Below are 19,698 nucleotides of genomic sequence, written 5' to 3' on the forward strand. Positions count from 1 at the left end.
CTTTAATTTTTGTCGGGGCGGCGGTTTGGTTTTATCGTAAAACACCCTTAAGGCACTTGGTTCGTTTTGGTGAAACCTTCGGTTTTAGCTTCGCAGAAACTCATTTCATTCATTTTAGCTTCGCAGAAACTCATTTTATTCATTTTAGCTTCGCAGAAATTCGCTTCGCTCATTTTCAGACGGCCTTACAGGTTTTCAAAGGCTTGGATAAACACTTCCGAACGGTGGGCGTAGCCGTTGAACATATCGAAGCTGGCACACGCCGGACTGAGCAGCACGATGTCGCCCTCAACTGCCCGTGCGTAGGCATTTTGCACCGCTTCTTCCATACCGGCGCAATCGATTAAATCCACGCCGCAGCCTGCCAAATCACGGCGGATTTGCGGTGCGTCCACACCAATCAACATCACGGCTTTGGCTTTTTGACGGACGATTTCCCGCAGCGGTGTAAAGTCCTGCCCTTTGCCCACGCCGCCCAAAATCACAATCAGCGGATTTTGCAGGCCGCTGATGGCGGCGGCGGTTGCGCCGACATTGGTGCCTTTGCTGTCGTCGATAAAGGTTACGCCGTTTTTCTCGCCGATTTTTTCGACACGGTGCGGCAAGCCTTGGAAGGTCTGCACATGTTTCAATAATTCGTTGCGGGGCAAACCAATGGCTTCGCACAAGGCCAGCGCCGCCAAAACATTGGCCTGATTATGCCGCCCCTGCAGGGGAATATCGGCGGCGGCAAGCAGGGTTTCGCTTTCGCCGGAATCCGCTTCGCTCGTTTTCAGACGGCCTGCGGCGGCATCCAGCCAGTAATCGGCTTCGTGTTCCAGCGAAAACCATTTTGCCGTGCGGTTTGCCCGTTTCATGGCTTTGCAGAACACATCGTCGGCATTCAGAACCTGCACGCCTTCGCCTCGGAAAATTTTGTCTTTGGTGTGGGCGTAATCGAGCAGATTGTCGTAGCGGTCGAGATGGTCTTCGGAAATATTCAATACCGTGGCGGCATCGGGGCGCAGGCTTTCGGTGTTTTCAAGCTGGAAGCTGGACAGCTCCAATACCCACACATCGGCTTTTTTGCCGCCCCGCTGCAATTCGGCTTCCAAAACCGGCGTGCCGATGTTGCCGGCAATCACGGTGTCCCAACCGCATTTGATACACAAATAGCCGACCAAGCTGGTAACGGTGGTTTTGCCGTTGCTGCCGGTAATGGCGATAACTTTGTCGCCCCGCTGATTTAAGGTTCGGGCAAGAATTTCGATGTCGCCCAACACTTCGCCGCCTTTGGCTTTGAATGCTGCGATTTCGGGCGTACGCTCGCTGATGCCGGGGCTGAGTGCCAGAATATCGAAGCCCTGCGCCAAGGCGTTTTTCAGTTCGCCGGTGTAAAACGTCAAGCCGTCAAACATTGCGCCGACCTGCGCCACCCGTTCGGACTTGAGTTCGGCATCATACGCCGCTACTTCTGCGCCCGCCTGCCGCAAAAAGGCAATCATCGACAGCCCCGTACCGCCCAAACCTGCGACCAATATTTTTTTATTTTGCCAGTTCATATTGCCAACCTGTTGCCCTATGCCGTCTGAAAACGAATGAAACGAATTTCTGCGCAGCTAAAACGAATGAAATCGGTTTTAGCGGATTTTCAGCGTACTCAATCCAATCAACACCAACACAATGGTGATAATCCAAAAACGCACCACCACTTGGGTTTCTTTCCAACCTTTTTGTTCGTAATGGTGATGAATCGGTGCCATCAGGAAAATACGTTTTTTGGTGCGTTTGTACCAGCCGACCTGCAGCATCACCGAAATAGCTTCTACCACAAACAGGCCGCCCATAATGAACAAGACGATTTCCTGACGCACAATCACCGCCACCGTACCCAAGGCCGCCCCCAGCGCCAATGCGCCGACATCGCCCATAAATACCTGCGCCGGATAAGCGTTGAACCACAAAAAGCCCAAACATGCGCCGCACATCGCCGCACAGAAAATCACCACTTCGTTTGCGCCCGACACATACGGAAGCTGCAGATAACGGGCAAATTCGGCATGGCCGCTGGCATAGGCAAACACCGACAGCCCCGCCGCTACCAATACCACCGGAAACGCCGCCAAGCCGTCCAAACCGTCGGTCAGATTAACAGCGTTTGATGTGCCGACAATCACAAAATAAGTCAGCACCACAAAGCCGATACCGCCCAGCGGATAGGCGATTTGTTTGAAAAACGGCACGATAAACGCCGTGCTGGAAGGCAAATCGGCGGCGTAAAACAGCAGCACGCCCGCCGCCAGCGCCACGCTCGATTGCCACACCATTTTGAATTTTGCCGATACGCCGTTGGGGTCTTTATAAACCACCTTGCGCCAGTCGTCGTAAAAACCCAGCGCACCGGTCGCCAACAATACGGCAAGCAGAATCCAGATATACGGATTTGCCCAGTTGCCCCACAATAAAGTGGATACCGCAATGGCGGTCAGAATCAGCGAACCGCCCATGGTCGGCGTACCGTTTTTTACCAAATGCGTCTGCGGCCCGTCGGTACGCACCGCCTGCCCGACTTTCAATTCGGTCAGCTTGCGGATGGTCCACGGCCCCAGCAGCAGCGAAAACGCCAGCGCCGTCAGCGCCGCCATCACGGCACGGAACGTGGTGTATTGAAAAACGTTCAGCGCCGAAAACCAGCCGCTGAAATGCGAGAGCCATAAAAACATAGTGTTTCCTTATTGTTTTCAAACAGCGGCACACCGTCCGCTGCGGATTACGCTTATCCTGTCAGGCCGTCTGAAAACGGGCGTTTTCAGACGGCATCAATCTGATTAAATTATTCTTTTTCGGCAATCTCGGAACTATCTTGAATAAATGTTTCCTGCCGTTGCAATTTATCCATTATTTGCAGATTTTTTGCGGCTAAAACAAATAAAATGATACCGATAAAGTTCACACCGAAATAATAACCGGGGCCTCCAAAACCTATCGAAACCGACAACACTCCTGATAAATTGATAAAAAACTGCCCAATTTGAAGTTGAACCGCAGTCAGAGCAAAAACCAACAGCATTTGTTTAAAACCGACGGCACGGTAACTGAAAACATTATAAGCAGCAATCAAGCAAAAAACGGCAAAAACCAAATTCACTAAAATATCAACTACCGGCAACACACTTCGATATTGCAGGATTAGCCAAATCAACCAATTTACGCCCAACAAAAACGTAAACCATGCCAAAAATTTACCGCTCTTGGACAACAAATGATATTGCGGAAACCGCTTGTTAAACCAGTGTTTCATTTCAGACGGCCTCATTCAGTAACGCTTCAACCACTTCTTCCATTTTCATAAAGCGCGAACCTTTGACCAAAACATGGGCGTTTTCCGGCAATTCGTGGCACATCACTTGAATCAGCGGGTCTTTGTCGGCAAACCACAGGCCGGTTTCGCCGAAGGTTTCGGCAGCTTCTACGCTGTCGTTGCCGACAAAATAGGCGGATTCGATGCCTTTGTCCCGGGCGTATGCGCCGACTTCGGCGTGCATGGCGGCGGCTTCGTCTTCGCCGAGTTCGCCCATATCGCCCATCACAAACACCCTCGGCGATGGCAATGCCGCCAATACGTCCACCGCCGCTTTCATGCTGTCGGGATTGGCGTTGTAGGTGTCGTCAATCACGGTTGCGCCTTTGATGCCTTGTTTGATTTGCAGGCGGCCTTTGATGTTGCTGAAATTTTTAAGGCCGTCTGAAATCTGCTGCAGGCTCAAACCTGCGGCTTGCGCCAAGGCGGCGGCGGCGCAGGCATTGGCGACATTGTGCCGCCCCGGAACGGGCAATAATACGGCGGCACGCTCTTCACCGCACACTAAATCAAATGTGCAGGAAAGCGGTTTTAACACGATATTTTCGGCGTGAACCGTGCCTTGTTCTGCGCCGAAAGTGCGTTGGGCAAAGGCTTCGGAAGCCTTGACGAACACATCGGCATGGGCATCTTCCGCCGGAATCAGCGCCGTGCCGCCGTTTTTCAGCCCTTGGTAGATTTCGCTTTTGGCTTTGGCAATGTCGCCCACGCCGTTGAAGCCGCAGCCGACATGCGCCCGCAGGGCGTTATTGACCAAGGCGGCATCGGGGCGGGCAATCTGCGTGAGCTGCGCCAGTTCGCCGAAATGGTTCATGCCCATTTCAATCACGGCGTAGCGGTGTTGCGGGTTGAGTTGCAACAGGGTCAGAGGCAATCCGATGTGGTTGTTGAAATTACCGGCGGTTGCCAACACGGCGTTTTCGCCGAAGGTATGGCGCAGAATGAGCGCCAGCATTTCTTTGACGGTGGTTTTGCCCGACGAGCCGGTAATGCCGAATACGAACGGGTTTACGGCTTCCCGCCATGCTTTTGCCAGCGTCTGCAATGCCACCAGCGTATCCGCCACCGCCAATGCGCCGGGCAAGACGGCGCAGTCGGCACGGGAGACAACGGCTGCCGCCGCCCCTTGCGCCAATACGTCCGCCACAAAATCATGGGCATCGAAACGCTCGCCTGCCAAGGCGAAAAAGACATCGCCGCTCTGAATATTGCGGCTGTCGGTTACGATTCTGCCGACTGCTCGGTTTTCAGACGGCATGGCCAAGCCCAATGAGAGGCAAATAAAGTTTAAATCCAATGTATTCATATTCTTATACTGTAAACGCCGACAGCAGGCTGCTGCCTGCCGTGTTTATACTTTCGCCTAAATGTGTCCCATACGGCGTTGATTGCCTGCTATGAAAAAGAGCATATTCGGGCGACACGCCCGTTTAGGCCGTCTGAAAAATGCGTTTTCAAAAAATGGTTTTTTTAACGTTGTTCCAAAGCGGCTCGGGCGATTTCAAAATCGGAAAAATGGTGTTTCACGCCCTGCACGTCCTGATAGGTTTCATGCCCTTTGCCGGCAATCAGGATAATGTCGTGTTCCGCTGCCTGCTGCACGGCAAACTCGATGGCGGCACGGCGGTCGGCTTCGACTTTTTCGGGGTTCGCCACCGCCGGTAAAATATCGTTGATAATCGCCTGCGGCTCTTCCATGCGGGGATTGTCGCTGGTTACCACCACTTTATCCGCACCTGCCGCCGCTGCTGCGCCCATCAGCGGGCGTTTGCCCCGATCCCGATTGCCGCCGCAACCGAACACGCACCATAAGGCTGCGTTTTTCGGTTTGATTTCCTGCAGGGTTGCCAGTGCTTTTTCCAAGGCATCAGGCGTGTGGGCATAATCGACCACCACCAAAGGTTTGCCTGCATTCATGATGCAGTCCATGCGGCCGGTGGCGGGGCGGATTTGCGACAGCACCGCCAATACTTTTTCCAGCGGGTGGCCTTCGGCACACAATACGCCGACGCAGGCCGCCAGATTTTGGGCGTTGAACCGTCCCAGCAGGCGGGTGCGGCAACTGCCTTTGCCCCAAGGGGTATCCAGTTCGACATTCATGCCGTCTGAAGCAGCTTGGAAGGCGGTAATGCGGATGTCTGCGGTTTCGCTGAAGCCGTAGCCGTACACTTGCGGCACTTCGTCTGCTTCGGCTTTGCCCGTTTTCAGACGGCCTGCCAAGGCTGCGCCGTATTCGTCATCAACATTAATCACGGCGTGTTTCAAGCCCTGCCAGTAAAACAGGCGGGCTTTGATGTCGCCGTAGGCATCCATAGTGCCATGGTAATCGAGATGGTCGCGGGTCAGGTTGGTAAACACGGCGCTGCGAAACGGTACGCCGTTGACACGGAACTGATCCAAGCCATGGCTGGACACTTCCATTGCCGCAGCGGTTGCGCCCTGCTGTTTGAAACGGTGCAGCAGGGTTTGCACGTCCACCGGAGCCGGCGTGGTGTGGGTGGTGTCTTCCAAGTTTCCCCAAAAACCGTTGCCGACCGTGCCGATCACGGCGCATTTTCCGCCCAATAAGTCTGCTGCCTGCGCCAGCCATTGCGTGATGGAGGTTTTGCCGTTGGTACCGGTTACGCCCCAAACGGTGAGGCCGTCTGAAAAGTTGCCGTAGATTTCGGCCGCCAGCATACCGGCACGCAGTTTCAAATCACGAATGCCCTGATTGGCGACATTCCATGTTTCGTCCCATACAAAGCTGCCGTCGTCGTCCCAAAATACAAACGCCGCACCGTTGGCAACGGCGGCGGGAATGTAGCTGCGGCCGTCTGAAAATTCGCCCTGACAGGCGATAAACACATCGCCGGGGCGGATGCGGCGGCTGTCGGAATGCAGGGATGCGCCTGCTTTCAGGGCGTATTGCAACTCAGGAAAACCGGTTTCCTGCAACGGGCATAATCTGCTGAACATGGCTTGCTTTCAATATTAGGCGGAAGGTTTGTCGGCGGACACTTTGGGCTGCGATTTGGTCGGCGATACGCCCAGAATATTCAGACTGCCGCTCATCACGGCTTTAAACACCGGCCCGGCAACCGTGCCGCCGTAGTAGCCGTGTGCGCTCGGTTCGTCAATGGTAACCGCCACAATCACTCTCGGATTTTTTGCCGGTGCAAAGCCGATAAATGTGCCGACGTGTTTATTATTGACATAACGGCCGCCGACCAGTTTGCGGGCGGTACCGGTTTTGGCACCGACATCAAAGCCTTCTACCGCACCGGCCGTACCCGTGCCGCCCGGCTCGGTTACCGAAATCATCATTTCACGCACTTTGCGGGCGGTTTCGGCTTTAATCACCCGTTTGCCCTGCGGCGCAACCGCCTGTTTTTCAAAACTTACCGGCAACAATACGCCGTCATGCGTCAAAACGGTATAAGCCCTCGCCAACTGAAGCAGGCTCAACTGCAAACCGTAGCCGAACGACATGGTCGCCTGCTCGATGGGCTGCCATTTTTTCCAGTCCCGCAGCAAACCTGCCGATTCACCGGGAAAGCCTGAGTGCATCCGCACGCCTACGCCCAAATCGTGATAGAAATCATACATTTCTTTCGGCTTGAACATGGCGGACAATTTGCTGGTGCCGACGTTGGACGATTTTTGGATAATGCCGCGGATATCGAGATTCGGATAAACGTGGGTGTCTTTCACGGTGGCCGTTCCCAAGCGGTAAGGCAAGGTGTTGAAACGTTCGTTGGCGGCCACTTTTCCGGCATCCAAGGCTTTGGCAACGGTAAACGGTTTCATCGCCGAACCCGGCTCGATCATATCGGTTACGGCACGGTTGCGGCGCTGCTCGCTGCCGGCTTTGCCCGGATCGTTGGGATCGTAAGCAGGGCTGTTTACCAAAGCGAGGATTTCGCCGGTTTGTGCGTCCAACACAATCGCCGTACCGGCTTTGGCTTGGTGGTAATCCACGGCACGGTTTAATTCTTCATACGCCAGCGTCTGAATCCGCTGGTCCAGCGACAGCACCAAATCGCTGCCGTTTTTCGGGTCTTTGTTGCGCTCGGACTCGACGCTTTCAACAAGGTTGCCTTTGTTGTCGCGCAAGACTACTTTGGCACCGTTTTCACCGCTCAGGCTGTCTTCGCGCGATAGTTCCAAACCTTCCTGACCTTTGCCGTCGATATTGGTAAAGCCGATGACGTGGGCAAACAGGTTGCCCATCGGATAATGGCGTTTGAGTTCTTTTTCAAAATGCAGACCTTTGATGCCCAAAGCAGCGACCTGTTCGGCCTTTTCTTGGCTCAACTGCCGTTTGATATAAAGGAAATCTTTGTTTTTCTTGCCCAGTTTTTCGGCAATCGTGGCAACGGGTACATCAATAATTTCCGACAATGCCGCAAGCTGTTTTTCAGACGGCATTTCGTCCATGCCCGAAGGCACGGCAAACAGTGATTCGGTCGGCGCACTCAATGCCAGCGTTGCGCCGTTGCGGTCGGTAATCATGCCCCGCAGCGCCGGTAGGTTGAGCGTACGCACCATGCGGTTGTCGCCCTGACTGCGCAGGAAACTGCCCTGTTCGACATTCAGGTAAATCCCCCGCAGCAGCAACAGCGAAAAGGCAACGCCGATAACGGCCAGCACCATACCGATACGGTTGTCGTCGCAGCAACCTTTGGTTTTCGGCTGTTCCCGCCGAGATAACATTTGCGGTTTATATTCGTTTTTAATCAACATTTTTTAACTTCTTTATCTTATAACCTGCTTACCGCATACCAAACATCGGGCCGATTGGCGGATTTAAACCGGTAAGGCATTGCCTTGTTCTGATTTAACTCATTCGCCATACAGTCGAACCCTGTTTATTTTTCCATTTGTTTTAACCGTTAATATGTTTTATTTCGGCCGCACCGCCATCACTGTATTCTCCGCCGTCGGCGGTTTCAGGTTTTGGTGTTCGGCGGCCACTTTAATCAGTTTGTGGTTCGCCAGCTTTGCCTGTTCCAATTTCAAACGAGCAAACTCCTGATCCATTTCGATTTTCTGTTTTTCGGCGGTTTGCAGTTTCACAAAATACTGGCGGGTCTGATCCTGCACCGTAACCACGAAAAATCCTGAAACCCAAACCGCCAGCAGCAAAATGATGTTTACTGCTTTTCTGATTTTATTGTTATCCATATCGACTGCTTTTTCAGACGGCCTGTTCTCTCTATATATAAAGAGTATATCCGCCCTGTTTTTATTGTTTTCGGTTTAACCTTCGGTAAGCGGGCCGTCGGTCCGCTCGGCGATGCGCAAAATGGCGGAGCGGGAACGGGGATTGGCTTCGATTTCCGCTGCAGAAGGCTTCACCGCCTTGCCGACTTCTTTCACCGGCGGTTGCGGCCGCTCGTCGTCTTTCACCATCACCCAGCGGGGCAACGGCTCGTGGCGGGAATGTTTTTTAATAAACTGTTTTACAATCCGGTCTTCCAGCGAATGGAAGGCAATCACCGCCAAACGTCCTCCGGTTTTCAGACGGCCTACCGCCTGCGGCAACACGGCGGCTACTTCTTCCAATTCACGGTTAATGTAGATGCGAACGGCTTGAAATGTCCTCGTGGCCGGATCCTGACCCCGCTCGCGAGTACGGACGTTTTCCGCCACGAGCTGCGCCAGCTTGCGGGTTGTATCAATCGGCGCTTCTGCACGTTTGGCGACAACCGCCCGTGCAATCTGGCGACTAAACCGCTCTTCACCATAATTTTTGATTACCTCGTGTATTTCCTGTTCGTCTGCCTGCGCCAGCCATTGGGCGGCGGAAAGGCCCCGGGTCGGGTCCATGCGCATATCCAGCGGCGCATCGTAGCGGAAGCTGAACCCCCGTTCGCCGTCGTCAATCTGCGGTGAAGAAATGCCCAAGTCAAACAGCGCACCGTCAATCCGCTCGATTCCCAAGCCGTCCAAGGCCGTCTGAAAATTGGCAAAACCGTCATGCACCACGCTGACCCGCTTGTCTTCCGCTGCCAGCGCTTCGGCCACGGCAACCGCCTGCGGGTCTTTGTCGAACACAATCAGGCGGCCTTGGCTGCCCAATTTCGACAAAATCAGGCGGGAATGTCCGCCCCGACCGAACGTACCGTCCACATAAATCCCGTTTTCCTTTACTGCCAAAGCGTCCACCGCTTCATGCAGCAACACGGTAATGTGTTTGAATTCCTGTTTTTCACTCACAGCTGCAAATCCGTCTGACTCAATTGGAAAGCCAGCTCGTCGGCATCAATATCCAAAGCCTGTTCCATTTCTGCTTCCCATTGCTCGCGTCCCCACAGTTCCAAACGGTTGGCACGCCCCACCAGGGTTACTTCTTTTTCAAAAACCACCCGCTTGCGCAGGTTTTGCGGCAACAGAATACGGCCGGCACTATCCCACTCAAGCTGGTCGGCATTGTGCAGCAGCAGATTCTGATAACGCTGCAACGTGGTATTGCCCGCCACTTTCATGCTCAAAAGCTGCGCCGCCACCCGTTCCCACTCCTGCAGCGGATACATCAGCAGCCGCTCCCGGGAATCGAGCGTTACCACCAGCGAAGGCGAACCTTGGCGCAGCAGCAATTCGCGGAATTTAGCCGGAATGGCCAACCGCCCTTTGCTGTCTATGCTCAAATCGTGAGAACCGCCGAACATGGTTTACCTTGCCGCTGATGATATAAGATTGAAACAAACGCCGTCTGAAACCGCCCTACCCTATCGGATAATCCGTTTCCGCTGTCGGAAACGGGCTGTTTGAGCGCCGCTGAAATTTCCGTTAAATCGGGGAAATCCAGACACTTTCGCCCACATTACCCCACAAGCCTACACTATAAGAAATTTTCCCTTGTCGGTCAAACGCAGGCCGTCTGAAAAAAGCGGGGTTAAGCGATAAAAAATCCCTTAAAATACATTGCGATACAGACAACCGCATCAAACCCGAACACCACCGAACGCCGCATTTTCAACACCAAAACACCATATTTAGTATTTATCTATTCAACAAACCACTATATATAGTATCTTCAGCCGTAATATCGGGGGCGTTTGATTCGGGTTATAATAAACAGCCAAACTGAAAAAATTTACATTTTCTAACACTTTTGCACGCCACAGGAAAGCGACATGAAGCCCCAACTGCCCGCCCCGTCCGCCGAAGCCCAAGCCGCCAGCCGGAAACTGTTGAACATCTTAACAGACGACATCCGCCGCAACGGCGACATGCCGTTTTCCCGCTTTATGGAACAGGTTTTATACCTGCCCGAACTCGGGTATTACAGCGGCGGAAGCCACAAAATCGGCGCAGCGGGCGATTTCATTACCGCCCCGACCCTCTCGCCCCTGTTCGGCCAAACCCTCGCCCGCCAACTTTCGGAGCTGCTGCCGCAAACCGAGGGCAATCTCTACGAATTCGGTGCCGGCACCGGCGCACTCGCCGCCACCCTGCTCAACAGCTTGGGCGACACTGTCCGTCATTACTACATCATCGAAATTTCCGCCGAACTGGCCGAGCGGCAACGGCAATTTATCCGCCAACAGGTTTCCGCCGAACAAGCCGACAAAGTGGTTCACCTCACCGCTCTGCCCGACAGTTTCAACGGCATCATCATCGGCAACGAAGTGCTGGATGCCATGCCGGTGGAAGTTGTCAAACGGGAACACGGCACATTCCAACGGATAACCGTCGCCGCAGGCGAACACGGCCTGCACACCGCCGAAACGCCGCTGACCGACCCCGATTTGCTGCAGGCGGCGCACAGCTATTTTCCCGACTGCGAACCCTACACCAGCGAGCTGCACCCCGCCCAACACGCCTTTATCCGCACCCTTGCCGCCAAGCTGGTTTGCGGCGGCATGATTTGGATAGACTACGGCTTCGATGCCGCCCAGTATTACCACCCGCAGCGCAACAGCGGCACCTTAATCGGCCATTACCGCCACCATACCGTCCACGATCCTTTTTTCCACGTCGGCCTGACCGACCTGACCGCCCACGTCAATTTTACCGACATCGCCCAAGCCGGTACCGATGGCGGTTTGGACTTAATCGGCTACACCACGCAGGCCAACTTCCTGCTCAATCTGGGTCTCACCGACCTGCTCGCACAACACGGCGACAGCCGCAGCCCCGAATATCTGAAAGCCGCCGCAGCCGCCCAAACCCTGATTAACCCGCACGAAATGGGCGAACTCTTCAAAGTCATGGCTTTCGGCAAAAATCTCGCCATCGACTGGACAGGCTTCCGCTGCGGCGACATCTGCCACAAGCTCTGACCTTCCGAACACAAACAGGCCGTCTGAAAACCACGTTTTCAGACGGCCTGCCTTTATTTCTCAACCGATTATCCGGCATTCTGCATTGTTTCAAACTGCTGCCGGATTCCCTCAATGTCCAGCCAACCCAGTTGCAAAAACACCATCAGCAGCAAAAAGACGACCAGCACCACCGCACATACATAAACCGCATAACCCAGCAGCACCCGCCCGAACGATGCCCGACCCAGTTTCATAAAACCGGCAAACTGTGTCCAAAAAATCCACGTCTGCCAAAACATACACACCAAAGCCACCGCCTGCGTCGGCTCATACAGCAGCACCAACATCGGCGCTGCCAGCGCTTCCGAAGCCAAAGTAAAACCCCACAACGGCACCGCTGCCTCGTTTTTACGTTTCAATACCCGACGCATCACACGGCTCAACACATACCATTTCGCCGCCGTCATCAACATTGCCGCCGCTACCGCCACCGGCACGCTGACAAAAAACACACCCACGCCCGCCGCATTCATCAAACCCAGCAGCAAAACCGCCGCCAGCGTTACCGACAAGGGATAATGATATTCCTCCGGCGCACGAAAACGCAGCCGCACAATATCCAGCATATCTTTAAAAAATTGATAAAGCATAAATCAGCCTGTTCCGACAAAACGCCCATTCTATAGCGAAACCCAACCCAAAGAAAGAGATAGGCGGCAAAGCGGCGCAGTGATACAGTGATGCTGTGATGATATAGTGGATTCACTTTAAAAGTAGTACAAGGCGGCGAGCCGAAGACAGTACAGGTAGTACGGCTAGGCGAGCCAACGCTGTAATACTTTTAAAATGAATTCACGATAGAAAAAATACTTTCCGCCATACTTACACACCGACCAACTGCCCGTCGCTTTTCAGACGGCCTGTCTTTATCGAAATTTTAATCCAATACAAAACAGATGTTTATTTTAAAATAACCATTTTTTCTCAAATAACACTTGCACAAGCCGCCCGATTTTGGTTTAATACGCACTTCACAGCGAAACACACAAGGCCAGATAGCTCAGTTGGTAGAGCAACGGATTGAAAATCCGTGTGTCGGCGGTTCGATCCCGCCTCTGGCCACCACATACCACCATTTGGTGGTTATTTTTTTACCTATTACCTGTGAATATCACAAGCCAATACCGAACAACCAAGCCCTGCGCTTGGTTTTTTTGTTTTTGGTCTGCCTGTTGCGGAACAATCCTGTTTGTAATAACATCAATACCAAAACAGGAGCATCATCATGCAGATATTCAGCAGCCGTGAATTCAACCAACGTACCAGCCAAGCCCAAAAAGCGGCGGCAACTGCGCCCGTCATCATCACCCACCGAGGCGTACCGGCCCAAGTGTTGTTAAGCTATGCCGATTATCAGAAACTGACGGGCAAGCCGCAAACTGCTTTAGAAATACTGCAAAGTATCGAGGCAGACGCAGCCGATATTGAATTGGAAATCCCGCCCCGCAGTTCAAGCCAACGTCCGGCAGTGGAGTTTGAATAATGTATCTATTGGACACTAATATCATCAGCGAAATGCGTAAAGCCAAAAAAGGACGGGCAAACCCAAACCTTACCGCATGGCTGGCTCAAACAGACAGCGGGTACTTTTACACCAGCGCCATTGTTGCCATGGAATTGGAACGGGGCGTATTGGGCATGGAACGTAAAGATCCTGTGCAAGGTATAGAATTGCGCCGCTGGTTGGACGAAGTCAAATCCAAATTATTCACCAACCGCATTTTGCCGATAGACGAAACTACCGCCCGCATTTGCGCCGCCATGCACATTCCCGACAAAGCGCCTGAAAACGATGCGTGGATTGCCGCTACGGCACGGCAACACGGCTTAACTTTGGTTACCCGCAATACGGCCGATTTTGAGCGTACGGGGGCGAGACTGTTTAACCCGTTTGCAGCCGAAATCTAATATTGCTCAAACAGCAAATGAACAGAGGGGCTATTTTCAACCATCGTGTTGAAAATAGCCCCTGTTGATAAGCGGCAAGGCCGTCTGAAAAACGGCTTTTCGGAATATATCAGACTTTTTCCGTATCCTCTTTTTTCGGCATTTTCAAACCGAAGGATTGGATATTGCTTTTCTCGTCCAACTCCCGCACGGTAACACATACACCATCCCAGTAGAGTTTGTCGCCGGCCACCGGCACATCGCCGAAGTATTCCCGAAACGCATCGACCAGCGTTTTACCGGCAACTTCTTCCGGCACCTGCAAGCCGTAGGCAAATGCGACATCGCCGACTTTGGCATCGGGTTTCACCACAAATTCGCCGTAAAATTCCTGCTCTTGGCGGCTCAATTCGCCACCGGCAAACTGTTCGGCGAAGCTCTCGCCTGCTTCTTCGGGCAAAACATACCATGCAATATCGTTTTGCTGCATCTGCGTATTCATGCCGACCCGGACGTTTTCGCCGTTGCGTATCAGGGCAAACAGGCGGCCGTTGCGGAATTTTGGTTCGCGAGTCATGGCATACGGATGGGCGTGTTCCGCCTGCGAATCGGCCGCAACCTGAAACGACTGCATCGTAACCGACAGTTTTTTGGCCAGCCATACCTCACGGATATCCAGCGGTTCGGGCTTTTCGGGCAACACCATATCGAGTTTTCTGGCAAAAAACGGAATGGTCGTCCCCTGAATCAGCAGCGACAGGAACACCACGGCAAAGGCAACGTTAAACAGCAGCGAGGCATTGGGTACGCCGCTCATCAGCGGCATAATCGCCAAAGTAACCGGCACTGCGCCGCGCAGCCCGACCCAGCTGATATAGGCCAATTCTTTGCGGCTGTAGCGAAACCATTTAATCGAGGTGTACACCGCCAGCGGCCGTGCCACCAGCATCAGGAAGGCGGCAATCACGACGGCCGACGGCATGGTTTCCCATACCTGCGACGGTGTAACCAGCAGACCGAGTACCAAAAACATAGTGGCCTGCGCCAGCCATGCCAAGCCGTCCATCACCGTCAAAACATGTTCGGTAGAAGAATTGCGGGCATTGCCGACCATCACACCGGCAAGATACACAGCCAGAAAGCCGCTTCCGCCGAAAATATTACACACGGCAAACACCAGCAGCCCCGCCGACGCCACCAAAATGGCATACAGGCCTTCCGCCAGCGGGATTCTTGCCAGCAGCCATGCCAGAATTTTGCCCGACACCAAGCCGAACAATACGCCCAAGCCCAACTGCTGCACCAACATCGCCAGCGCCGAAAGCGCCGTGGTTTCCTGCGGCTGCATAATCAGGCTGATTAACATGGTTACCAGCAGAATCGCCATCGGATCGTTCAGGCCCGATTCCAATTCCAGAGAAGCCTGAATCCGCTGATGCAGCCGCACGCCGCTGTTGCGCAGCAGCGAAAACACCGCCGCCGCATCGGTCGAGCCGACAATCGCCGCCATCAGCAAGCCCAGTTTCCAATCCACGCCCAAAAAGAAGGTGGCAAATATGCCCAGCACCGCCACGCTCGCCACCACGCCCCATGTTGCCAATACCGCCGCCGGTTTCAAGGCGATGCGGAAGGTGGAGAACTGCGTCCGCAAACCGCCGTCAAGCAGAATCACCGCCAACGCCAGTTGGCTGACCAGTGTCGCACCGGTAAAACTGTCAAACTTAATGCCGCCCAAGCCCTCTTCGCCCGCCAGCATCCCCACGCCCAAAAACGCCAGCAGCAGCGGCATCCCCAAACGTGCCGACAGCCTGCTCGCCAATACGCTGAGAAACAGCAGCAGCGCCATCACAAAAAACAGAATATTTAATTGATCCATACGGTTTGATACCAAAGTAAAACAGTTGTCTGTGAAACGTTATCGTGAATTCACTTTATATTATGTAACAGGCCGTCTGAAAATTCGTTCTACTTATTTTCAGACGGCCTGCATTGTAACATAAGCCCTATATTTTTCTTTTTTACGCCCTCTCCGCAAGCAGCGGGCAAGCAGCCATCTCAAAATCAATATAATCAACTGAATATAAACAAAATATTTCAAACAACCCCGTTTTCAGACGGCCTCAAAAACCGGCCTGAAATAAGCATAAAACATTGAGCAGCGGCGGATTTTGCGGTATGTTTACTCTAAATTTACTTAAAATAACAAGCCGTTCAGCGGCAAAGCAGAAACAAAGGTGATTTTATGAGCAGCGCCCTTCTGCGTGTCCTCACGCAACACCATATCCTCACACCGGCACAGGCCGAGCATTATCATCAGGCGGCGGCGGAACATCAGGCCGTTTTGCCGAAGCTATTTGCCGATGGCATCATTTCGCCGCAGGATTTGGCGCAACGGCTGGCGCAGATTTTCCATTATCCGCTGCTGGATTTGCGGGATTACGACCGCAGTCTGTTGGTCAAAGAAGTCTTGAGCGACGAACAAATGGTGCAAAACCGCTGCGTGCCGCTGTTTCGGCGGGGCGAAACCGTGTGTCTGGCGGTTTCCGACCCGACTCAAATCCGCCATTTGCAGAAAATCGCCTTTGCCGCCGGCGTTGCTATTGATTTGGTGGTGGTAGCCGACGACCAGCTCTCGGCGCTGTTGGACTGGATCAACCAACATTCCGCCGCCCTGCTGCAGGAAATCGGCGACAGCCCCGAAACCGGCACGCAAACGCTCTACATCGACAACGAAGAAGCCGAAGACGGCCCGATTCCCCGCTTTATCCACAAAATCCTCTCCAATGCGCTGGCCGCCGGCGCATCCGACATTCATTTCGAATTTTACGAACACAGCGCCCGAATCCGTTTCCGCATTGACGGCACATTGCGCGAAGTAGTGCAGCCGCCGCTTGCCGTGCGACACCAGCTCGCCTCGTGCATCAAAGTGATGGCACGTTTGGACATTGCCGAAAAACGGGTGCCGCAAGACGGGCGTATCCGCATTGCCCTGCAGAAAAACGCAGCGGCGATTGACTTTCGGGTCAGTACTTTGCCGACCGTGTTCGGCGAAAAAGTGGTGATGCGGATTTTGAACACCGACATCGGCCGTCTGAATTTTGCCGAACTCGGCTTAGAGCCGTTCCAACAGACCATGCTCGCCGATGCCGTACGCCGTCCCTACGGCATGGTTTTGGTTACCGGCCCGACCGGTTCGGGCAAAACGCTCACACTCTATGCCTGTCTGAAGCTGCTCAACACCGAAGGTGTCAATATCGCCACCGCCGAAGATCCGGCGGAAATCCATCTGGCGGGCATCAATCAGGTCAATGTCAATGACCGACAAGGGCTGACGTTTGCCGCCGCCCTGCGGGCATTTCTGCGGCAAGACCCCGATATCATTATGGTCGGCGAAATCCGGGATTTGGAAACCGCCGACATCGCCATCAAAGCGGCGCAAACCGGCCACATGGTTTTTTCCACGCTGCACACCAACAATGCCCCCGCCACCCTCTCCCGCCTGCTGAATATGGGTGTCGAACCGTTCAACATCGCCGGTTCGGTCAGCCTGATTGTGGCGCAGCGGCTGGTGCGGCGGCTGTGTCCCGACTGCAAACAGCCCACCGAACGCCCGCCTGAAGCCGTCTTGCGCTCACTCGGTTTCACCGATGAAGATTTACAGCAAAACTGGCAACCCTACCGCCCTGTCGGTTGCGATCATTGTCGGGGCAAAGGTTTCAAAGGACGGATCGGCATTTTCGAACTCATGCCCGTCAGCGAAACCGTGCAGCAGATTATTCTCAACAACGGCACCGAAACCGATATGCTCAATCAGGCGGCTCGGGAAGGCATGACCGACCTGCGGCGTGCCGGGTTGCTCAAAGTGATGCAGGGTCTGACTTCCTTAGAAGAAGTCTGCGCCTGCACCAATGATTGAACCCACCATGCCGTCTGAAAATACGTTTTTCAGACGGCCTCAACGCAAAGTCCGACCATGGCAACACGCAAATCCACTACCCTCTTCGGCAGCAGAAAAAGCAAACGTTTTCTGTTTGAAGGCACCAACCTGCACAGCGGCCGCCCCGTGCAGGGCGAAATCAGCGCACCCGACCAAGCCGCCGCCGAACAGAAACTCAAACGGCGGGGCATCAATGCCGTACTGATCCGCCCTGCAAAATCCGTCCGCAAACGCAAAATCCGCAGCCAAGACATCGCCGTATTCACCCGCCAACTTTCCACCATGATGAAAGCCGGTTTGCCACTGCTGCAGGCGTTTGACGTTGCCGCACAGGGCAGCGGCCACCCGAATTTGAGCAAACTGCTGCTGCACATCCGCACCGACATCGAACAAGGCAGCTCGCTGGCTCAGGCACTGGCACGCCACCCGCAGCATTTCGACCGTTTTTACTGCAATCTGGTGGCAGCAGGCGAAACCGGCGGCATACTGGAAACCCTGTTGGAGCGGCTCGCCCTGACACAGGAAAAAAACCGCCTGCTGAAAAAACAGATTCAGACGGCCTTGATTTACCCCGTTTCCATTATCGCCGTTTCCATTATCATTATTTTGGTGATGATGCTGTTTGTCCTCCCCTCGTTCCAAACCGTCTATGCCGACATGGGCGCAGAGTTACCATGGCTGACGCAGGCTGTGATGAGCGCTTCCGACCTGCTTGCCGCCTACGGCTGGCTACCGCTGATCGGTCTAATTGCCGCCGCAGTCTGGTTTCGCCGCCGCTACCGCCGCTCGCGCAACCTGCAGAAACGCTGCGACCGCTACCTGCTGCAACTCCCCCTGCTCGGCACCACCGTTGCCCAAACCGCCTCCGCCCGCTGGGCAAGAACCACCGCCGCCCTGTTCGCCGCCGGCATGCCGCCCGCCGAAGCACTGAACACCGTTGCCGGAGCCTGCGGCAATCTGGTTTACGAAGATGCCACCCATGCCATCCGCAACCAAGTCGTACAAGGCATTTCCCTGACCACCGCCATGCAAAACAGCGGCTGCTTTGCCGAAATGATGATCCGCATGGCCGCCGTCGGCGAAGAATCGGGCGCACTCGACACCATGCTCGACAAAGCCGCCGAATGGTACGAAAACGAAGTCGACCAAACCGTCGCCCGACTCTCCGCCCTGATGGAACCGCTGATTATGGTGATATTGGGTACCCTGATCGGCATCCTGCTACTGGCCATGTACCTACCCCTGTTCCACTTGGGCGATGCCGTCTGAAAATGAAAATTTCAATTTCACCCAAATATAGCGGGTTCACTTTAAAATAAACACCACTTCAGGAAACGCCATGACCGCCTTATCCGACCTGTTCCGCCAACTTGATACGCCGACGCTGCTGCTTTTCTGCGCTTTTATCGGCGGTATTATCGGCAGTTTTCTTAATGTTGTGATTTACCGCTTGCCGTTGATGATGGAACGGGAATTTACCCTGTTTGCCAAAAATCAGCTTCAGCAACCGCTTGCGCTGGAAGACAGGCAAACTTTTAACCTGTTCCGACCGGCTTCGCATTGCCCTAAGTGCCGAACGCCGCTGAATATGCGGCAAAATATCCCGATATTCGGTTATCTGCTGTCAGGCGGTAAATGTCGGCATTGCGGGCAAGGTTTCGGCAGCCGCTATTTGCGGGTAGAATGCGTTACCGCCGTTCTGTTTGCCGCTGCTGCATGGCGGTTTGGTGCAGGCATTGCGCTGATCGGCATCTTGGCGTTTACTTCTGCCCTGATTGCTTTGGCGGAAATCGATGCAGACACGCATTATCTGCCTGACCAAATCACGTTGCCGCTGTTGTGGCTGGGGCTGCTGCTCAATTCAGACGGTCTGTATGTGCCGCTGCAATCGGCCGTAATCGGCGCAGCGGCGGGCTATCTCGCTCTGTGGCTGCCCAATGCAGTGTTCCACAAACTGACCGGACAAACCGGTATGGGACACGGCGATTTCAAACTGCTGGCGGCGCTCGGCGCTTGGAACGGTGTAGAAATGCTGGCATTTACCGTATTTGCCGCTTCATTGGCCGGTTTGGTGGCGGCGCTGCTGCTGCGGGTTAAAAAAGGGCAATATTTCGCTTTCGGCCCGGCGCTTGCTGTTGCCGGTTGGTGCGCTGCCGTATTCCGAACCCCGATTCAGACGGCCTTTGAACACTGGCTGGGCAACCCGATTTTTTAAGGAAGAT

Annotated in this window: 18 protein-coding genes and 1 tRNA gene; 7 read left to right on the top strand and 12 right to left on the bottom strand. The window is 54.0% G+C overall.

What is annotated here, in order from left to right:
• Positions 1-47: 47 nt before the first annotated feature.
• The 10 genes from PJU73_RS06815 to mraZ all read right to left on the bottom strand — a co-directional run bounded on the left by PJU73_RS06815 (position 48) and on the right by mraZ (position 9,993).
• A complete protein-coding gene (locus tag PJU73_RS06815; RefSeq protein ID WP_272606867.1) occupies positions 48-173 on the bottom strand; it encodes a hypothetical protein in 126 nt (41 codons plus the stop codon).
• 12 nt (positions 174-185) lie between these two features.
• Positions 186-1,541 (bottom strand): UDP-N-acetylmuramoyl-L-alanine--D-glutamate ligase, encoded by a 1,356-nt coding sequence (gene murD / locus PJU73_RS06820; RefSeq protein ID WP_237091290.1) that lies wholly within the window; start codon positions 1,539-1,541, stop codon positions 186-188.
• 78 nt (positions 1,542-1,619) lie between these two features.
• Positions 1,620-2,702 (bottom strand): phospho-N-acetylmuramoyl-pentapeptide-transferase, encoded by a 1,083-nt coding sequence (gene mraY / locus PJU73_RS06825; RefSeq protein ID WP_237091289.1) that lies wholly within the window; start codon positions 2,700-2,702, stop codon positions 1,620-1,622.
• Positions 2,703-2,812: 110 nt separating this feature from the next.
• Entirely contained in the window at positions 2,813-3,280 is a 468-nt protein-coding gene (locus PJU73_RS06830) for a hypothetical protein (RefSeq protein ID WP_237091288.1), read from the bottom strand.
• Position 3,281: 1 nt separating this feature from the next.
• Positions 3,282-4,646 carry a UDP-N-acetylmuramoyl-tripeptide--D-alanyl-D-alanine ligase gene (locus PJU73_RS06835; RefSeq protein WP_237091287.1) on the bottom strand — a complete coding sequence of 455 codons (1,365 nt, stop codon included), beginning with the start codon at positions 4,644-4,646 and terminating at the stop codon, positions 3,282-3,284.
• Between the two features lie 164 nt (positions 4,647-4,810).
• Positions 4,811-6,298: a UDP-N-acetylmuramoyl-L-alanyl-D-glutamate--2,6-diaminopimelate ligase gene (locus PJU73_RS06840; protein ID WP_237091286.1), complete on the bottom strand. Its 1,488-nt coding sequence runs from the start codon at positions 6,296-6,298 to the stop codon at positions 4,811-4,813.
• Positions 6,299-6,313: 15 nt separating this feature from the next.
• Positions 6,314-8,065, bottom strand: a complete 1,752-nt coding sequence (penA, locus tag PJU73_RS06845; protein WP_237091285.1) for a peptidoglycan D,D-transpeptidase PBP2 — start codon at positions 8,063-8,065, stop codon at positions 6,314-6,316.
• Between the two features lie 159 nt (positions 8,066-8,224).
• The gene (ftsL, locus tag PJU73_RS06850; RefSeq protein ID WP_237091284.1) at positions 8,225-8,506 is read right to left on the bottom strand and encodes a cell division protein FtsL; all 282 of its coding nucleotides are present in this window, start codon (positions 8,504-8,506) and stop codon (positions 8,225-8,227) included.
• A 75-nt stretch (positions 8,507-8,581) separates the two neighbouring features.
• Complete coding sequence (rsmH, locus tag PJU73_RS06855; protein ID WP_237091283.1) at positions 8,582-9,541, bottom strand: 16S rRNA (cytosine(1402)-N(4))-methyltransferase RsmH; 960 nt, start codon at positions 9,539-9,541, stop codon at positions 8,582-8,584.
• On the bottom strand, positions 9,538-9,993 hold the full coding sequence (gene mraZ / locus PJU73_RS06860; protein ID WP_237091282.1) for a division/cell wall cluster transcriptional repressor MraZ: 456 nt from the start codon (positions 9,991-9,993) through the stop codon (positions 9,538-9,540). The genes rsmH and mraZ overlap by 4 nt, the downstream gene beginning before the upstream one ends.
• 468 nt (positions 9,994-10,461) lie before the next feature.
• Between mraZ and PJU73_RS06865 the strand changes: the two genes are divergently transcribed.
• Complete coding sequence (locus PJU73_RS06865; RefSeq protein WP_371871499.1) at positions 10,462-11,610, top strand: class I SAM-dependent methyltransferase; 1,149 nt, start codon at positions 10,462-10,464, stop codon at positions 11,608-11,610.
• 68 nt (positions 11,611-11,678) lie between these two features.
• Here the strand turns inward: PJU73_RS06865 and PJU73_RS06870 are convergent, their stop codons facing one another.
• Positions 11,679-12,242: a hypothetical protein gene (locus PJU73_RS06870; protein ID WP_237091281.1), complete on the bottom strand. Its 564-nt coding sequence runs from the start codon at positions 12,240-12,242 to the stop codon at positions 11,679-11,681.
• 399 nt (positions 12,243-12,641) lie between these two features.
• On the opposite strand from PJU73_RS06870, the gene PJU73_RS06875 reads away from it, so the two are divergent.
• From PJU73_RS06875 to PJU73_RS06885, 3 genes are all read left to right on the top strand, one after another.
• Positions 12,642-12,717, top strand: a tRNA-Phe gene (locus tag PJU73_RS06875).
• 160 nt (positions 12,718-12,877) lie between these two features.
• On the top strand, positions 12,878-13,135 hold the full coding sequence (locus PJU73_RS06880; RefSeq protein WP_237091280.1) for a type II toxin-antitoxin system Phd/YefM family antitoxin: 258 nt from the start codon (positions 12,878-12,880) through the stop codon (positions 13,133-13,135).
• The gene (locus tag PJU73_RS06885) at positions 13,135-13,560 is read left to right on the top strand and encodes a type II toxin-antitoxin system VapC family toxin (RefSeq protein ID WP_237091279.1); all 426 of its coding nucleotides are present in this window, start codon (positions 13,135-13,137) and stop codon (positions 13,558-13,560) included. Before PJU73_RS06880 ends, PJU73_RS06885 begins: the two co-directional genes overlap by 1 nt.
• A 109-nt stretch (positions 13,561-13,669) precedes the next feature.
• On the opposite strand, the gene PJU73_RS06890 is transcribed toward PJU73_RS06885, so the two are convergent.
• Positions 13,670-15,415, bottom strand: coding sequence for a potassium/proton antiporter (locus PJU73_RS06890; protein WP_237091278.1), 1,746 nt, complete (start codon positions 15,413-15,415; stop codon positions 13,670-13,672).
• A gap of 366 nt (positions 15,416-15,781) precedes the next feature.
• On the opposite strand from PJU73_RS06890, the gene pilB reads away from it, so the two are divergent.
• The 3 genes from pilB to PJU73_RS06905 all read left to right on the top strand — a co-directional run bounded on the left by pilB (position 15,782) and on the right by PJU73_RS06905 (position 19,691).
• Entirely contained in the window at positions 15,782-17,455 is a 1,674-nt protein-coding gene (pilB, locus tag PJU73_RS06895; protein ID WP_237091277.1) for a type IV-A pilus assembly ATPase PilB, read from the top strand.
• A gap of 57 nt (positions 17,456-17,512) precedes the next feature.
• The gene (locus tag PJU73_RS06900) at positions 17,513-18,745 is read left to right on the top strand and encodes a type II secretion system F family protein (RefSeq protein ID WP_237091276.1); all 1,233 of its coding nucleotides are present in this window, start codon (positions 17,513-17,515) and stop codon (positions 18,743-18,745) included.
• A gap of 70 nt (positions 18,746-18,815) precedes the next feature.
• Entirely contained in the window at positions 18,816-19,691 is an 876-nt protein-coding gene (locus PJU73_RS06905; RefSeq protein ID WP_237091275.1) for a prepilin peptidase, read from the top strand.
• The last annotated feature ends 7 nt before the right edge of the window (positions 19,692-19,698 follow it).

The organism is Neisseria lisongii (assembly GCF_028463985.1).
Lineage (GTDB): Bacteria > Pseudomonadota > Gammaproteobacteria > Burkholderiales > Neisseriaceae > Neisseria > Neisseria lisongii.